Source organism: Bacillus sp. 7894-2, assembly GCF_002272225.1.
GTDB lineage: Bacteria > Bacillota > Bacilli > Bacillales > Cytobacillaceae > Cytobacillus.
In genome coordinates, this window is the sequence record NZ_NPDG01000123.1 from 53,496 (window position 1) to 67,542 (window position 14,047).

The 14,047-nt window shown below is 40.6% G+C and carries 13 protein-coding genes and 1 pseudogene; 7 read left to right on the forward strand and 7 right to left on the reverse strand.

All coding sequences use genetic code 11. The features are described from left to right. Nucleotides 1–128 precede the first annotated feature (128 nt). From CHI10_RS17665 to CHI10_RS17675, 3 genes are all read left to right on the forward strand, one after another. Complete coding sequence (locus CHI10_RS17665) at nucleotides 129–929, forward strand: MurR/RpiR family transcriptional regulator (protein ID WP_095245521.1); 801 nt, start codon at nucleotides 129–131, stop codon at nucleotides 927–929. A gap of 132 nt (nucleotides 930–1,061) precedes the next feature. Then, nucleotides 1,062–2,633, forward strand: coding sequence for a PTS transporter subunit EIIC (locus CHI10_RS17670; protein WP_095245522.1), 1,572 nt, complete (start codon nucleotides 1,062–1,064; stop codon nucleotides 2,631–2,633). Further along, nucleotides 2,620–3,978, forward strand: coding sequence for a 6-phospho-alpha-glucosidase (locus CHI10_RS17675; RefSeq protein WP_095245523.1), 1,359 nt, complete (start codon nucleotides 2,620–2,622; stop codon nucleotides 3,976–3,978). The genes CHI10_RS17670 and CHI10_RS17675 overlap by 14 nt, the downstream gene beginning before the upstream one ends. A gap of 162 nt (nucleotides 3,979–4,140) precedes the next feature. Here CHI10_RS17675 and ahpF read toward each other — a convergent pair whose 3' ends face one another. Beyond that, nucleotides 4,141–5,670, reverse strand: a complete 1,530-nt coding sequence (gene ahpF, locus CHI10_RS17680; protein WP_095245524.1) for an alkyl hydroperoxide reductase subunit F — start codon at nucleotides 5,668–5,670, stop codon at nucleotides 4,141–4,143. 14 nt (nucleotides 5,671–5,684) lie between these two features. After that, complete coding sequence (gene ahpC / locus CHI10_RS17685) at nucleotides 5,685–6,248, reverse strand: alkyl hydroperoxide reductase subunit C (RefSeq protein WP_095245525.1); 564 nt, start codon at nucleotides 6,246–6,248, stop codon at nucleotides 5,685–5,687. 672 nt (nucleotides 6,249–6,920) lie between these two features. Between ahpC and CHI10_RS17690 the strand changes: the two genes are divergently transcribed. Both CHI10_RS17690 and CHI10_RS17695 read left to right on the forward strand, forming a co-directional pair. Then, entirely contained in the window at nucleotides 6,921–7,262 is a 342-nt protein-coding gene (locus CHI10_RS17690) for a zinc ribbon domain-containing protein YjdM (protein ID WP_095245526.1), read from the forward strand. Nucleotides 7,263–7,418: 156 nt separating this feature from the next. Continuing rightward, nucleotides 7,419–9,047, forward strand: a complete 1,629-nt coding sequence (locus CHI10_RS17695) for an ATP-binding protein (RefSeq protein ID WP_095245527.1) — start codon at nucleotides 7,419–7,421, stop codon at nucleotides 9,045–9,047. A gap of 31 nt (nucleotides 9,048–9,078) precedes the next feature. On the opposite strand, the gene CHI10_RS17700 is transcribed toward CHI10_RS17695, so the two are convergent. The 4 genes and pseudogenes from CHI10_RS17700 to CHI10_RS17715 form a co-directional block, all read right to left on the reverse strand. Further along, the gene (locus CHI10_RS17700; protein ID WP_095245528.1) at nucleotides 9,079–9,591 is read right to left on the reverse strand and encodes a hypothetical protein; all 513 of its coding nucleotides are present in this window, start codon (nucleotides 9,589–9,591) and stop codon (nucleotides 9,079–9,081) included. Nucleotides 9,592–9,596: 5 nt separating this feature from the next. Further along, the gene (locus CHI10_RS17705; RefSeq protein WP_095245529.1) at nucleotides 9,597–10,061 is read right to left on the reverse strand and encodes a hypothetical protein; all 465 of its coding nucleotides are present in this window, start codon (nucleotides 10,059–10,061) and stop codon (nucleotides 9,597–9,599) included. Between the two features lie 180 nt (nucleotides 10,062–10,241). Then, nucleotides 10,242–10,453 (reverse strand): annotated as a pseudogene (locus CHI10_RS17710) (aldo/keto reductase); the annotation flags it as partial. Nucleotides 10,454–10,473: 20 nt separating this feature from the next. Then, a complete protein-coding gene (locus CHI10_RS17715) occupies nucleotides 10,474–11,673 on the reverse strand; it encodes an MFS transporter (protein WP_095245530.1) in 1,200 nt (399 codons plus the stop codon). A 276-nt stretch (nucleotides 11,674–11,949) separates the two neighbouring features. Here CHI10_RS17715 and CHI10_RS17720 point away from each other — a divergent pair, with 276 nt between their 5' ends. Beyond that, nucleotides 11,950–12,279, forward strand: a complete 330-nt coding sequence (locus CHI10_RS17720) for a winged helix-turn-helix transcriptional regulator (protein WP_095245531.1) — start codon at nucleotides 11,950–11,952, stop codon at nucleotides 12,277–12,279. Nucleotides 12,280–12,330: 51 nt separating this feature from the next. On the opposite strand, the gene CHI10_RS17725 is transcribed toward CHI10_RS17720, so the two are convergent. Beyond that, complete coding sequence (locus CHI10_RS17725) at nucleotides 12,331–12,657, reverse strand: hypothetical protein (protein ID WP_095245532.1); 327 nt, start codon at nucleotides 12,655–12,657, stop codon at nucleotides 12,331–12,333. A 127-nt stretch (nucleotides 12,658–12,784) separates the two neighbouring features. Here CHI10_RS17725 and CHI10_RS17730 point away from each other — a divergent pair, with 127 nt between their 5' ends. Further along, nucleotides 12,785–13,723, forward strand: coding sequence for an alpha/beta hydrolase (locus CHI10_RS17730; RefSeq protein WP_095245533.1), 939 nt, complete (start codon nucleotides 12,785–12,787; stop codon nucleotides 13,721–13,723). Nucleotides 13,724–14,047 lie beyond the last annotated feature (324 nt).

The window sequence follows — 14,047 nt, forward strand, 5'->3', positions numbered from 1 at the left end:
TAGAGGGGGAGCTGCGTTAATGCGGTATCCCTTTTTTGCTGTAAAACAGTAAAATTTTTAGTTGTCTCATTTATAATAGAAAAGGCTTAAATAAATCCACCCGTCCATAATAAGAAAGAGGTGAACCAATGGATAATACAGAGAAGATCTTTTTAGATTACACAATTGATAAAGAGTTGAATCAGTCAGAGAAAGAGATACTCTCCTTTTTGATCGAAAGCAGAATAGAAGACCAGCAATTAAGTATTCGTAAAGCAGCAGATGAACTGTTTGTTTCAACTACGTCCATCATTCGTTTGTGTAAAAAGCTCGGGTTTAGCGGATATAGTGAGTTTGTATATAATCTTGGCCTTAAAGTGAAGAAAGTCCATAGTTCCGATGCTGGATCAGTAGAAGAGATCCATCTTCCAATGGAAGCAGGCATTAACGAATTTATAAAAAATATCAGCACAACATTCGATTACATAGATGAGGAGAGCATCCAGGAGTTTTTAAATGAAATTGAAAAGCATAAGATGATTTATTTTTACGGAGCAGGCTTCTCCACTCTGTTCTCTAATTATCTTGCTAAGAAATTGGAGCTTTTCGGATATTACGTTTCAAATACATCGACTAGCGACAGCCGGGCGATTTTCTTTAATAATATCCAGAAGTATCGGCTGATGATTGTCTTTTCGCGATCCGGGGAGACAAGCAAGGTGATTGAAAAAGTCCAGATTGCAAAGGAAAAGGGCTTAAAGACAGTTTTGTTCACAGGAAATGATAAAAGCACAACGGCGAAATTGGCTGATATTGTGTTTACTATTCTTGATCCGACCATCGAATCCCAGCGTGAATTTGAGATTACCTCATTTGAGTCGAATATGTTTATGCTCATTGATATAATCCTGATTCTGGCTATTAAAAAAGGGATTATCCAAGAATATTAGACCATGTAACATATTACTTTATTTAGTGACATTGTACAGAATCCGCCATTCCCATTCCTGCAGCTTAGATTCCAAGCTATACTGTGGACATGGAATGATAGCGTTTACTTTTACTTAGAAAGGAAGACAACTATGAAACAAGTGGTGAATGGTCTCCAGCTATTTGGAAAATCCTTGTTTGCCCCGATCTTAATATTACCAATCATTGGACTTTTCATTGCTTTTGGAAATGTTTTTGGTAACGGGAATCTGGCTCAATACGTCCCGCTTCTTGAAAATCCGATGATCCAAAATGTCGGGAAGTTTATCTCTTCTTCGGCAGTTTCCATACTTCAGAATCTCGCCCTGATCTTTGCGGTCGGCATTCCGATCGGCTTGGCAAAGAAGGATAAAGGTTATGCAGCTTTAACAGGATTAGTAACCTTTGTCATTTTTATTAATGCGATGCATCAGGTTCTGAATCTTTCAGAGCGTTTAGTTTCAGCAGAAGAAATGCAGATTTCCGGACAGGCAATGGTATTGAATGTTCAAGTTCTGGAAATGGGTGTTTTTGCAGGTATTTTAATCGGAGCTTTAGTTGGTGTTCTTCATAATAAATATTGCGATACAGAATTTAAAGGCGTTCTTTCCATCTATTCAGGTCACCGCTTTGTCGCCATTTTGGCAATACCAAGTGCAATGATTTTAGGAGCGCTTGCAGCAGAGTTTTGGCCGATTGTCCAGAATGGTATTACGGCACTGGCTAATGGTATTCGAAGCTTAGGAGACTTTGGTTTCCTTATCTATGGTTTTATGGAAAGAATCCTGATTCCGACAGGACTTCATCACCTCGTATATACACCGTTCTTATATACAGAATTAGGCGGAACGGCAACGGTAGCAGGCGAAGTCGTCCATGGTGCAAGAAATATTTACTTTGCGGAAATGGCTGACCCAAGTGTGGCTGTATTAAGCAGCACAGTGAACTGGGATGCACGCGGCCTGGCAAAGATGTTCGGTTTAATTGGCGCAGCTTTAGCCATGTACGTTACAGCTGATAAAAATAAAAAAGCAATGGCAAAAGCGATTCTGCTGCCTGCAGCGGTCACTTCTTTCCTGCTTGGGGTAACGGAGCCGATTGAATTTGCGTTCCTATTTACCGCTCCAATCCTGTTCTTTATCCATGCCGTTCTGGCCGGTGCAGGAATGATGCTCTTAAACATCTTTGGTGTTCATGCCATCGGTGCCAATGGTGTCATTGACTTCCTTCTCTATAACTTGCCGCTTGGCACGGAGAAGTCTAATTGGCCGATGTTCATTGTCGTAGGATTGATCATGTTTGGAGCATACTTTATCATCTTCAGATTCCTGATTTTAAAATTCAACCTTAAGACACCTGGCCGTGAAGAAGGGACAGAAGGAGAGGTTCAGCAGGCAGACATTCAGGCAAAAGGAAATGCCTCAGCAGGATCTCCTATTGGAGAGACCATTGTAACGGCACTTGGCGGAAGCGGAAATATCGAAAATGTTGATAACTGTTATACAAGATTGAGACTTGTTTTAAAGGATCCAAGTGCAGTGGATGAACAGATGTTAAAGGAAACCGGTTCAAAAGGTGTCATCAAGTCAGGCAACAATGTTCAGGTTGTATATGGACTAAATGTAAAATCTGTTCGGGATCAAGTCGATCAAAAACTGGGAGGACTTAACTATGAAAACGTATAAACTGGCGATTGCTGGCGGCGGAAGCACGTATACACCAGGTATTGTGAGAAGCTTATTGGATAGATTAGAAGATTTACCGTTATCTGAAATCAGATTTTACGATATTGATGGAGAACGTCAATCGAAGGTAGTAGTTGCAGCCAAAGCGGTTATTGCAGAGTATACAGATTCTATTAAAATTACCGAGACAACCGACCCGGAAACAGCATTTGAAGATGCAGACTTTGTATTTGCACAAATGCGTGTCGGCAAATATGCCATGAGGGAATTGGATGAAAAAATCCCTCTGTCACACAATGTGGTCGGCCAGGAAACATGTGGGCCAGGCGGACTGGCATATGGTTTAAGAACAATTTTTCCAATGGTTGAGCTGATTGATTTTGTAGAGAAATATGCGAAGGAATCATGCTGGATTGTGAACTATTCAAATCCTGCCTCCATTGTAGCCGAAGGGGTTCGCAAACTGCGTCCCAATGCTAAGGTCATTAACATCTGCGACATGCCGGTGGCAACAATGCGCAACATGGCGGGGATACTTGGAGTTGAAAGAGAAGACCTTGTGGTAGATTACTTTGGTTTAAACCACTTCGGCTGGTTTACAAAAGTTGAAGTGGATGGAGTTGACCGTCTTCCTGAGCTTCGTGAGCATATCAGCAAATGGGGTCTGCTGACAGAGGACATTTCTAAAATCGACTATCGTCATGCCGATTCATCCTGGATTAAGACATTTAAGAACATCAAGCCGATAATGGATTTCTTCCCGGATTACATTCCGAACCCTTATCTGCAGTATTACCTGCTGCCGGATTATATTGTGGAGAACTCAAACAAAGAGTATACCCGTGCAAATGAGGTTATGGCTGGCAGAGAAAAATCATTATTTGAAACGGTCAGCAAGTTTGAGGAGACTGGCATCCTGGACGATGCATTCCATGTTGGTGTACACGGAATCTTTATTGTTGATGTCACTGTTTCCATTGCACAGAATCTGGCAAAACGCTATCTCGTAATGGTAGAAAACAATGGAACCATTCCTAACCTGCCTGCAGATGCCATGATTGAAGTGCCTGCCCTAATTACCAATAAGGGACCTGTTCCTGAGTATGTCGGAGAAATTCCGTCCTTCCACAAAGCCATGATCGAACAGCAATTGGCATCAGAGAAAATTCTAGTGGAGGCCATAACAGAAGGATCTTATGAAAAAGCCTTGCAGGCATTCACGCTTAATAAGACTATTCCATCTGCCATTGTGGCGAAAAAGATACTGGATGATCTTATCGAAGCCAACAAGGAGTATTGGCCAACGCTTGAGAAGAAGTACAAAGAAGGTATATTGGTACATTGATAAAAATGGTGATGCACAGGCTATGTCTGTGCTTCTTTTTTTTTATCAAACGCTTGATTAAAATAAGTGAAAGTTGTTTTCTAAGGCAGTGGCAATGGAAAGTAAATAACGAAATAAAAAAACCGCTCCTGCCAAATGCAGTAAGCGGTTTTAGGTTGAAAATTAATTGCGGATCAAGTAGTCAAACGCACCAAGAGCTGCAGTAGCACCGGATCCCATGGAGATAATGATTTGCTTGTAGGCACTGTCTGTACAGTCTCCTGCAGCAAATACACCAGGGATGTTTGTGGCACCGCGCTTGTCTACAACGATTTCGCCGAAGCGGGTACGCTCGATCTGGTCGCCTAACCAATCTGTGTTAGGAACCAGGCCGATTTGGACGAACACACCTTGCAGTTCAACATGATGTGTTTGTTCTGTCTCACGATCCATGTATGAAATACCGTTTACTTTGTCAGTTCCGGTAATTTCAGTTGTCTGCGCATTTGTAATAACCGTTACGTTAGGAAGGCTGTTCAGGCGTTCCTGCAGAACGGCATCTGCTTTCAATTCAGGATTGAATTCGATAACCGTTACATGGTTAACAATTCCTGCAAGGTCAATCGCTGCTTCAACACCGGAGTTGCCTCCGCCGATGACAGCTACATCTTTGCCTTCAAATAATGGTCCATCACAGTGAGGGCAGTAAGCGACCCCTTTGTTTTTGAACTCTGCTTCGCCTGGCACGTTGACGTTTCTCCAGCGTGCACCAGTTGAAAGGATGACTGATCTACTTTTCAAAACAGCACCGTTTTCAAGTTCGATTTCAACAAGGTCCTTCTTTTCAAGTCTCTTGGCACGCTGCAGATTCATGACATCGATGCCATAATCTTTTACGTGTTCTTCAAGGCTTGCAACAAGCTTAGGTCCTTCTGTGTGCTTTACACTGATAAAGTTTTCGATGCCTAAAGTATCCATGACCTGGCCGCCAAAGCGTTCAGCAACGATGCCGGTACGAATGCCTTTGCGTGCTGCATAGATGGCAGCACTGGATCCAGCAGGACCGCCGCCAATAACCAGCACATCATAAGGACCCTTATCTGCAAATTCTGATGCGTCAGGGCCTGTTCCCATTTTCGCCAGAATTTCTTCTAGGGACATACGGCCGCTGCCGAATGATTCGCCATTTAATAGAACTGTCGGCACTGCCATGATTTCTTTAGCATCTACTTCTTCTTTGTAAGCAGCACCATCAATCATTGTGTGAGAAATATTAGGGTTTAGAACACTCATGACGTTAAGAGCCTGTACTACATCAGGGCAGTTGTGGCAGCTTAAGCTGACATAAGTTTCAAAACGATATTCGCCCTCAATCTTCTTCACCTGGTCGATGACTTTCTGGTCAACCTTAGGTGCTCTTCCGCTGACTTGAAGCAGTGCAAGCACTAAGGAAGTAAATTCATGTCCAAGAGGAATGCCTGCAAAGGTAATGCCAGTATCTTCACCTGGACGATTTACACTAAAGCTTGGCGTCCTTTGTAATTCAGTACGCTCAACTTTAATGTGGGAGGACATATTGGCCAGCTCATCTGCTAAAGCCAGCATGTCGCTGGATACTTTGTCTGATCCAGCGCTGACTTTTAGAAGGATGTCGCCCTCCATCATCTGAAGATATTGAGCTAATTGTGCTTTTATATCTGCATCAAGTAACATGATTATCGTGCTCCTTAGATTTTACCTACTAGATCAAGGCTTGGCTTAAGTGTTTCAGATCCTTCTTTCCACTTAGCCGGGCAAACTTCACCTGGGTTGTTGCGTACATATTGAGCTGCTTTAAGCTTGCTTACAACCTGGCTTGCGTCACGGCCAATTCCGCCAGCGTTGATTTCAACAGTTTGGATGATGCCATCCGGATCGATGATGAATGTTCCGCGTTCTGCCAGTCCATCTTCTTCGTTCAGAACTTCGAAGTTGCGGGAAATTTTTTGGTTAGGGTCACCAATCATAACGTATTCAATCTTGTTGATTGTTTCTGAGTTGTCGTGCCATGCTTTATGAGTAAAGTGAGTATCAGTTGATACAGAATAAACTTCTGCACCCATATCTTTTAAAGTTGCATACTCATTTTGAAGGTCTTCTAATTCAGTAGGGCATACAAATGTGAAGTCTGCAGGGTAGAAGCAAACTACGCTCCACTTTCCTTTGAAGTTTTCTTCAGTAACATCGATGAAATCACCGTTATGGTAAGCTTTTGCTGCGAATGGTAGTACTTCTGAACCGATTAATGCCATGATAAAATTCCTCCTTAAAATGGTTGAGTGATATGATTATTAATTAAATAGCGAACTATTTAATAATAATTCTAATTCGGTAATAATTATCATATACGTTGTTTTTTTTGTCAAGGGAAAAGCTGTTAACTTTGTCCCTTTTCGGCTGGATTAACTGCCAGGATTAGAAGACAATATAAATTCCGCTTTTTTAAAAGGTGGGTTTAGTTCGTAATGGAGCTTTAAAAGCAACTTTGATTCCGTTAACAACAGTATAACTCTTTCCTGCCTTGATTACCCTTTTTTTGCCTGAACCAATCTCAACTAATGTGAGATTTAAGTTTATAATTGAGAATTTGTTTAAGCGTAAGTTAGAGGGATCGCTGGTTCACATTAACTTATTATTCCCTCTTTGACTGAAAAAAATCGATATGGCAGTAAAAATAGTTCAATCAAACGTTTGATTGAAAAGAGAGAAAGGATTGAATTACAATCAGGTTATATGAATTGGAGACCTATGAATTTCGTTCATTGAGCGAGGGGTGTTTATTGAATTTTGGAACAATTTAGTTCATCTGGGTAAATGAAGATATTTCTTATATAATGTAATAGCATTCGTTATTTTAACAGCAATCATGGTATTCGTATTCATGGCTAAACGTAAAAAAATGCTAAACAATGGAGGAAAACGAAATGTCTAGTTTGCCTAATTGCCCAAAATGCAGTTCAGAGTATACGTACGAGGATGGGGTGCTCTTAGTTTGTCCTGTGTGTGCACATGAGTGGACAGCGGAATCTGAAATCAACAGTCTTGAGGACGAAAAGGTGATAAAGGATTCTAACGGAAATGTACTAAGTGATGGAGATACCGTATCCGTCATTAAAGATCTTAAAGTAAAAGGCTCCTCTTCTGTTATTAAGATTGGAACCAAGGTGAAAAATATTCGCCTTGTGGACGGAGATCATGATATTGACTGTAAAATCGACGGTTTTGGCGCCATGAAGCTGAAGTCGGAATTTGTGAAGAAAGTATAGCGAAAAAAGGCCTTTCCTTCCCTGGATTGGCCTTTTTTACATTTTCTTATGCGGGTGCTAAAATACGAGTCCTAAAATAGTAGTGGAAAGGTCATCACCTCTGGTTTATGATAAAGAAAGAATATTAAGAATTTCTCAATATAGGTGGGAACCTCCTTGATACTATTAGACTACATTGTCAATCTCTCCATTTTTTCATTACTGGTCAGTGTGCCTTTAATTCTCCGCTCGTTTATCAGTCATAAACCGCTTAGGGACCTGCACCTTTTGGGCGGCATATACGCAGGAATTATTTCTGTCATTCTTGTGGGTTTATCTTTTAACGAGCAGGGTTATTCCTATGATATTCGATATGCCATTCTGATTTTGGTGTTTTCTTATTTGGGGCCGGGAGCAGGTCTTATTACAGCAATAATTGCTCTTGTCACAAGGCTTGCAGTCAGTGAGAACTGGCTGCCTGCCGTAATAGGGCTGCTGCTTATTTTGATTGCTTTTACTATCATACATAGATATACCCAGCACCATAAGTCAGTTAGAAAAACGGCTATATTATATGGTGTGTATTGTATCATTTATATAATAACGGTACCGATCATTTTTAACGTTTTTAGAGACAGCCCGATTTTTCATCTGCAATATCTTCTGTTTGTGGGGCTTGGTGTCATTGTTGGGAGTTTGCTGATTGAATCCTATGAAAGGCTGATTCGAATCATCACAGAAAAAAAACGGATGGAAAAGACACTGGAAGAAAGTGAGTCTAAGTACCGGTTAATCGCTGAAAACACATCAGACCTTATCGCTGTCATGGACAGGGATCGCAGTTTGAGTTATCTATCTCCGTCTCATGAGTTCGTTTTAGGATATGAAGTGCCAGTACTGCAAAAGATGGAGGTAGATATTGTTCTTCATCCTGATGAAGCGGAAAAATTTCAGGCAGGCATGCAAAGGATATTCGAGAATAATGAGAGAATGGCTATGGAGTTCCGCCTAAAACATAGAGAAGGCCATTGGATCGAATTTGAATCACTTTGTATGCCGGTTGAAGGTGAAAATGGTGTAATCGAGCATGTCGTCATGATTAGCAGGGATATTTCAGAGCGGAAAAAAGCAGAGGAATTTCTATTGCAGTCTGAGAAATTATCGATTGTCGGGGAGCTTGCAGCCGGGGTTGCCCATGAAATCAGAAACCCGCTTACAACCATCAAAGGGTTTCTGCAGCTTTATAAGAGCGGCAATAGCCAAATTAATGAACTGCTGCTAAGCGAACTGGAGCGCATTGAAAATATCACCACAGAAATGCTATCGCTTGGAAAACCGCAGGCCATCCAAATGGACACAGCTAAGTTAACGGATATTATTGAGAATACAGTCGAGTTATTATCTCCGCAGGCAAATATGAACGGTATCCAGTTCAAGCTGAATTTGGCAGATAGTGATGTTTTGATATCATGCGAAAAAAATCAAATCAAACAGGTTTTTTTGAACATCTTAAAAAACGCCATGGAAGCTATGGATAACGGGGGGGAGATTGAGATTTCCCTCAAGAATAATAATGACGGGGAATGTATTGTCTCATTCCAGGACCAGGGGTGCGGAATACCTGACGAATTTCTGCCGAGACTGGGTGAACCTTTTTATACATTAAAAGAAAAAGGGACAGGTCTTGGACTTATGATTTGCCATAAGATCATTAAGCAGCATCATGGCAGCATCGTATATAAAAGCAAGATTAGTGAAGGTACTTTAATAGAGATTACTTTGCCTCTTTTGAAAACTATTAAATAAATTGAAAAAGCAGGGGGAGTCCCTGCTTTTTTCAATTTATTTTGGAAGAACCTTCAAGCTCCGGATCCATAAGCCTCTTTTTCACAAAGCGAAACAAAATAATGAGCATGACTGCTGCTGCCGGATAAACCGGGATTGAATAGACCAGCTTCCATCCTGTATAGATCAATGCATGATTTTTAACAGTAAGCCATTCGAAGAATAGGGAAAATGCACTCCAGCCCAGTATGTACCAAATAGACTTCTTGCCATATAGCTCCCAGCGGTCATAGCCAAATAAAAACAGCAAAGCGGCGCAAGGGTACATGAAAAAATGAAAGAGAGCTCCCGATAGTTCATAAGTAGGGTTGTCACCAAATACATACATCTGAAAAGGCGTGGCCAGAAGAAAGTAATCAATGGTTGCAACCAATGAAAGGTTATAAATCCATATGACCGTTACTAAAACGGGTGGAAAATACTTTCGGATAGGCAGAAATAAGAGTATGGCAATTGAGGAAGATATAATAAAGAACCATTCATTCCAATCAAATGTTACATTCATAAAGTCTAATCCCCTCTATACAGGATTTTGCGGAAAAACTTCATAAAGCCGAATAACGTCAGGATTGACACCAGCCAAAAAGTAAATGACCACCAAATTCTCCAATGGACATGAATAAGCACTCCCGTTGTATGCCCAATCCATTCAAACCCGCCTAAGATCAATATAAAAAAGATAATTATGAGGAATCTGCTCTTGTATGTTATCAGGATAAGTAAATAGTTCAAAGAAAGGACCATCAATGCAGGGAAAAGCAAAATACGATTAAGGAAATGGGCGAATTCATAGCTCAGCTGTTCCGGAATGACGAGAGTTTTGAAGTTCATATAGCATAGGGCTGAGAAATTTTGAAAAAAATAAGAGCTCACCATCCAATAGACAAGGACTTCCAAAATATGCAGATGTTTCTTTAGTTTAATAAAAAGAAACAATACTGACATATTGATCACGAGGTAAATAAGAAAAATCATTGTGCAGGAACCCCCTTTGTCTCTCTGGCTCTTTTTCAAACGACTTAGTTTGTTTCTTTTTATCTTGTTCATTAGGGGCTGTTTTATTTAGTAACCTGATTATGTATATTAATAAGAAAAGACGAGGAGCCTGCTACTCCTCGTCTCGATATATTAGAAATCAAAATTATCGGGATCTGGTCACACACGTAAATCTTCATTTAAGGAATCGATCAATTCCATGTCTTGCTTAGATAGTTCAAAGTCAAATAAATCTGCATTTTCTTCGATTCGATGAGATTTTGTTAACTTAGGGATGACGATAATGCCGTTTTGTTTTGCAGGTGCCACCTCAGAACAATTTGTGCAATGGATTTTCCATATTTATCAGCAAGGACCTTCAGGGTCTCATTCTAAAGGTACTCCTTAATAATTAGTTAGTTTGTTTCTCAAGTTCTTTTAGCCATCCCGTCAGAATTACGGCCCCAAACACCATTACTCCGCCAATCCACGGTGTGTGAATTAAGCCGATAGAGTCGACAATCATTCCCCCGGCAAATGAGCCGATCGCAATCCCGATATTGAAAGCTGCGATATTTAATGCGGAAGCCACATTGACAGCTGAAGGAACATATTTCTCAGCCAGGTTCACCACTAAAATTTGAAGGCCTGGCACATTCATGAAAGCAAATAAGCCCATTAGAAAAATAGCAATGAGCCCAAGGGTTTTAAAAGGTGCTGCAAAAGTGAGAAGACCCAATATAATGGCTTGCAGAGTAAACATCCAAACTAACGCATTTAATGGATCTTTGTCAGAAGCTTTTCCGCCAAGAACATTGCCAATAGCTACGGCCACTCCGTAAGCAAGCAGAATAATGCTGACCCATTTTGCGCTAAACCCTGTTACATCTTCGAGAAGGGGTGTCAGATAGGTAAAAGCTACAAATGTTCCTCCGTATCCGAGTGCAGTAATGCTAAATGCTAAAAGCAGCTGTCCGCTGGTTAAAATTTTCAGCTGTTCACTAAACTTGGAAGCTGGTGCTTGCTTAAGATTTGCTGGAATTAGTATGGCGCTGGCGATAATCCCAATTATCCCCAGCAGAGCCACTCCCCAGAAGGTGGCTCTCCAGCCAAATATCTGTCCAATAAACGTTCCGAGCGGTACACCTGTCACAGTTGCGACAGTCAAGCCGGTAAACATAAAGGCTATCGCACTGGCTCGTTTATTTTCAGGGACTAAATCAGCCGCAATGGTCGAGCCAATTGAGAAAAAGATTCCGTGTGAAAAAGCTGTTATAAAACGCGCAGCCAGCAAAAGGGCAAAAGTTGAAGACATGGCTGCGACAGAATTTCCGATGATAAATAAAACCATTAATGACATAAGCAAAGACTTTCTGTTCATTTTACTGGTCAAAGCAGTTAGTACAGGTGCACCAATAGCAACTCCCATGGCATAACCGGAAATCAATAAGCCGGCCAATGTAATGGAAATTCCCAAATCACCTGATATGGTAGATAAAAGGCCTACAGGCACAAACTCTGTGGTCCCTATGCCGAATGCACTGATTGCGAGTGCAAAAAGGGCTGGAGTGCTACCTTTTTCTTTTTGTCTATTTATTGTAATTGAATTCATCAGCAATGAATCCTTATTAAAGTAATAGCAGTTAAGAAAGCATAGACAGGCGCCTTGGCCATGCAATCTATGAGAGATAGTATGGAGCATGTCAAACATGGTGAACAGTACGTACTTTAAAGTAATGCAGGCACAAAAAAGTACCCTGTGGTCAATTTCACCATTTTGTTTTATGCTTCCTTATGCTATTATGGATGGCATGATTCGAAATGAATAGTAGGTACTTTAAAGTAATGTAGGTACTTTTAAGTGCCTGTAAACAGAGGGGGAAGGAAGTTGGCTTACAATATTCCGGTAGAAGCTACTTTAGATGTGATTGGCGGGAAGTGGAAAGTTGTAATCATGTGTCATTTAATTAAAGGTGAAAAGCGAACCAGCGAGCTTAAACGCCTTATGCCTGGAATTACGCAAAAAATGCTGACACAGCAGCTTCGCGAACTTGAAGCAGATGGAGTTGTAAACCGCACTGTTTATGATCAGGTGCCCCCTAAGGTTGTATATTCACTAACAGATTACGGATGGTCACTTCGACCGATCCTGGATGCGATGTGCAACTGGGGAGAAGGACATATTGAGTTAACAGGCGGAGAGCTTGTGGAACAATAAAAAATTAGGACTCGTATGCTTTAGGCAAACGAGTCCTTTTTAATGGTAAAGCTATCTACTCTTTATTTGTTCGCGGATAGTCTCGAGCTCCTCAAGCGATAAAGAGCCAAGTGACTTCTTGATTTCTTCCTCGATTTGCTTCTTATTACTTTCTCTGTATTGCTCCCACCAATCTCGCAGTCCCTCCGTATTTGCAAGCAGATACTCAATATCGATTTCTTCTACCTCATCATCCGAAAGATAATTTAAAACAGATGCTAACATCCTATTTAGCTTGCTGATTTCATCCTCACTTTTTTTGATAGGGGTATTTGGAGGTGCTTCAGTATCCTTCTTGGTCTCTTCCCCGCTGTCTGCCGATGCTGCTTTCCTTGGCATAAATTCAGCCCTTTCTAATACGAATAAGAATTGCTCTTAGTATTGCCTTAAAAAAATAATAAAAAAACTGAACGATATTTATTAATAAGCGTCTCATGAGTAAAGTCATTTATTGGGGGTTCATTTAATGAAAGAACTTGAGGTCGAATTTAATACAGATGTAAAAATAAAGGGAACAGTGAGTCTTCCGAAGGAGACCGAAGGAAAGCTTCCTCTTATTATTATAATTCATGGTTCAGGCCCTGTTGACCGGGATGGCAATGCGAAGGTTATGCAGATGAATGCTTATAAGATGCTTGCTGAGTTTTTTGCATCCCTTGGGGTGGGGGTTCTTAGATATGACAAACGGGGAGCCGGTGTGAGCGGAGGTGATTTTTATCAAACAGGCATGTGGGATTTAGTTAACGATGGGATTGAAGCTGTGAAGGCGGCTCGCGATCTGCCGGAAATAGACCCTGAAAGAATATTTCTGCTGGGTCACAGTGAAGGATGTACATTAATTCCCCCTATTAATAAGAAGGCAGAAGTTGCGGGTATTATCCTCCTTGCCGGTCACGCGGCAAATGTCAGGAACGCATCTGAGCTCCAAGTAAAACTGCTGGAAGAGGAAGTTAAAGAGATGAAAGGATTTAATGGAGTTATTCTTCGTGCCTTAAAGGTTCATAAAACGGCTGCTTCCAAACAAAAGAAAATTTTCGATGAAATGATGGAATCAGAAGAGGCAGTAATGAAAAAAGGATTTACAAAGATCAATGCAAAATGGGCAAGGGAGCACTTTCAATATAATATGGAAGAAGATTTGACTGCAATTACATGTCCTGTTCTTGCTATTACCGGTAATAAAGATATTCAAGTAGATCCTGAGCATGTCCATCTTTTTGCTGAAAAAGTGAATGGCCCAGCTGAGAGCTATAATGTCCCAAATATGAACCATCTTCTTAGAGATCAGGAAGAGGAAACTTCTATGCTAAAGCTGAAGTCCATTTATAAAAGAAGTCTTTCAAAGCCGCTGAGCACTGAAATGCTGGACGTGATTGAAGAATGGACGAAGAGGTATATTCTCTAAAGACGAAAAGATGCATGCGCATGGTTTTGAGAAAAATTATGGCGTATGCAATTTTTTTATATAAAGTATTGACTTTGGGTTTTAAACTATTGTAAGATAGTTTTTGTCGCTAAGAGGTAATTGCTAAGTGGCGATGGGAAAAAGCTCTTAATTTTTTTGAATATCTTAAAGGAAAAGCAAAAAAAGCTGTTGACTTCCATAACGGAAGATGATAAGATGAATATCGTTGTCACTTCGAAAGAAGTTAGCACATTAGTTCTTTGAAAACTAAACAAAACAGAAACGTCAACGTTTAAATCATTAGTCTTTTTCGAAAAGACAAAA

Coding starts and splice junctions, on each gene's coding strand:
- CHI10_RS17665 (WP_095245521.1), top strand. CDS start 129: ATGGATAATACAGAGAAGATCTTTTTAGATTACACAATTGATAAAGAG.
- CHI10_RS17670 (WP_095245522.1), top strand. CDS start 1,062: ATGAAACAAGTGGTGAATGGTCTCCAGCTATTTGGAAAATCCTTGTTT.
- CHI10_RS17675 (WP_095245523.1), top strand. CDS start 2,620: ATGAAAACGTATAAACTGGCGATTGCTGGCGGCGGAAGCACGTATACA.
- ahpF (WP_095245524.1), bottom strand. CDS start 5,670: ATGTTACTTGATGCAGATATAAAAGCACAATTAGCTCAATATCTTCAG.
- ahpC (WP_095245525.1), bottom strand. CDS start 6,248: ATGGCATTAATCGGTTCAGAAGTACTACCATTCGCAGCAAAAGCTTAC.
- CHI10_RS17690 (WP_095245526.1), top strand. CDS start 6,921: ATGTCTAGTTTGCCTAATTGCCCAAAATGCAGTTCAGAGTATACGTAC.
- CHI10_RS17700 (WP_095245528.1), bottom strand. CDS start 9,591: ATGAATGTAACATTTGATTGGAATGAATGGTTCTTTATTATATCTTCC.
- CHI10_RS17705 (WP_095245529.1), bottom strand. CDS start 10,061: ATGATTTTTCTTATTTACCTCGTGATCAATATGTCAGTATTGTTTCTT.
- CHI10_RS17715 (WP_095245530.1), bottom strand. CDS start 11,673: ATGAATTCAATTACAATAAATAGACAAAAAGAAAAAGGTAGCACTCCA.
- CHI10_RS17725 (WP_095245532.1), bottom strand. CDS start 12,657: ATGCCAAGGAAAGCAGCATCGGCAGACAGCGGGGAAGAGACCAAGAAG.
- CHI10_RS17730 (WP_095245533.1), top strand. CDS start 12,785: ATGAAAGAACTTGAGGTCGAATTTAATACAGATGTAAAAATAAAGGGA.